Origin of the sequence: Microbacterium sp. CPCC 204701, assembly GCF_004010105.1 — a bacterium.
Lineage (GTDB): Bacteria > Actinomycetota > Actinomycetes > Actinomycetales > Microbacteriaceae > Microbacterium.
The window spans coordinates 1-1,023 of record NZ_RRYE01000636.1 but is presented as its reverse complement, the minus strand read 5'-3'; the positions used below and the strand labels follow the sequence as shown (position 1 = coordinate 1,023).

Below are 1,023 nucleotides of genomic sequence, written 5' to 3'. Positions count from 1 at the left end.
GGCGGCGGGCGACAGCGACAGCGTCGAGTCCGCGAGCGCGGTGCGCCGGTCGGGGCTCACCGTGACCCACAGCGCGACGGCGGCGATCGCCGCGAGGACGGCGCCCCAGATGATCGCGGCCCAGCGCGTGCGAGGACGCAGCGTCGCAGGGTCAGCGGTCAGGCCAGCGCTGACCGGGAGCGCCGCGGGGTCGACCGGCACTGTCGGGGCCGTCGTGAACCCCGGGTCGGCGGTCGGCGGCGTGAGCGATGCGGTCTCGGTGGTGGGGGTGTCGGCGCTCATCGGTCTTCCTCCACGTCGTAGATGGTCACGTACACCGAGCCGGCGCCCTGATCGAGCACGATGCGCTGGCGGGTCTCGCCGTCGTCCGGCCCCGTCGTGTTCCGCACGAACCAGTCCCACTCGGCGGAACCATCGGAGCCTTCGCGTGGGACGATCTCGCCCTGATCGAGCAACTCGCCGGACTGATGGCTGATGCGGCTGTAGCTGACTTCGCCCGCGCCGAGCGACGCCTCCAGATCGAGGATCGTGCCCGGATTCACCGTGATGTAGGTCTCGCCGGTGCCCTTGTTCACCGTGATCGTGCCCGCCTCGACCGCCTCGCGATCGGAGAGCGGGTCGAGGTAGATGTCCATCCGGCCGAACGGCTGGGTGACGGACCGGGGCTCGGTGCTCGTGCCCAGGCTGTTGTCGGCGAGCATGAAGCTGCGAGGACCGGATGCCACGGCCGTCGTGATGCCGCCGACCAGCAGCGCGATCGTCACGGCCGTGAGGAACCCGCTGCGTCGGCGCACGATCCCCGCGACGATCATCGCGAGCGCGGTGACGAGAGCGCCGCCGAGCAGACCGACGGCCGCCGCGTAGGGGGCGGTCGCGGCATCCGTCAACGCCACCAGCGTGCTCACCGCACCCGCGACGATCGCCGCACCCAGGGTCGTGAGGACGAAGACGAAGCTCGTGCGGGGTTTGGTGGCGCGGCGGATGCGGCGGCGCTCCTCGGCCTCGACCGCGAACGCCGCGCCG

The 1,023-nt window shown here is 72.0% G+C and carries 1 protein-coding gene and 1 pseudogene; both read right to left on the bottom strand.

The genetic code is table 11. The features are described from left to right. Window positions 1-282: pseudogene (locus EIO58_RS18500) on the bottom strand (hypothetical protein); the annotation flags it as partial. Continuing rightward, window positions 279-1,023 (bottom strand): hypothetical protein (locus EIO58_RS19125; RefSeq protein ID WP_164861896.1); only part of this gene is annotated, 745 nt, incomplete at its 5' end. The pseudogene EIO58_RS18500 and the gene EIO58_RS19125, both read right to left, overlap by 4 nt.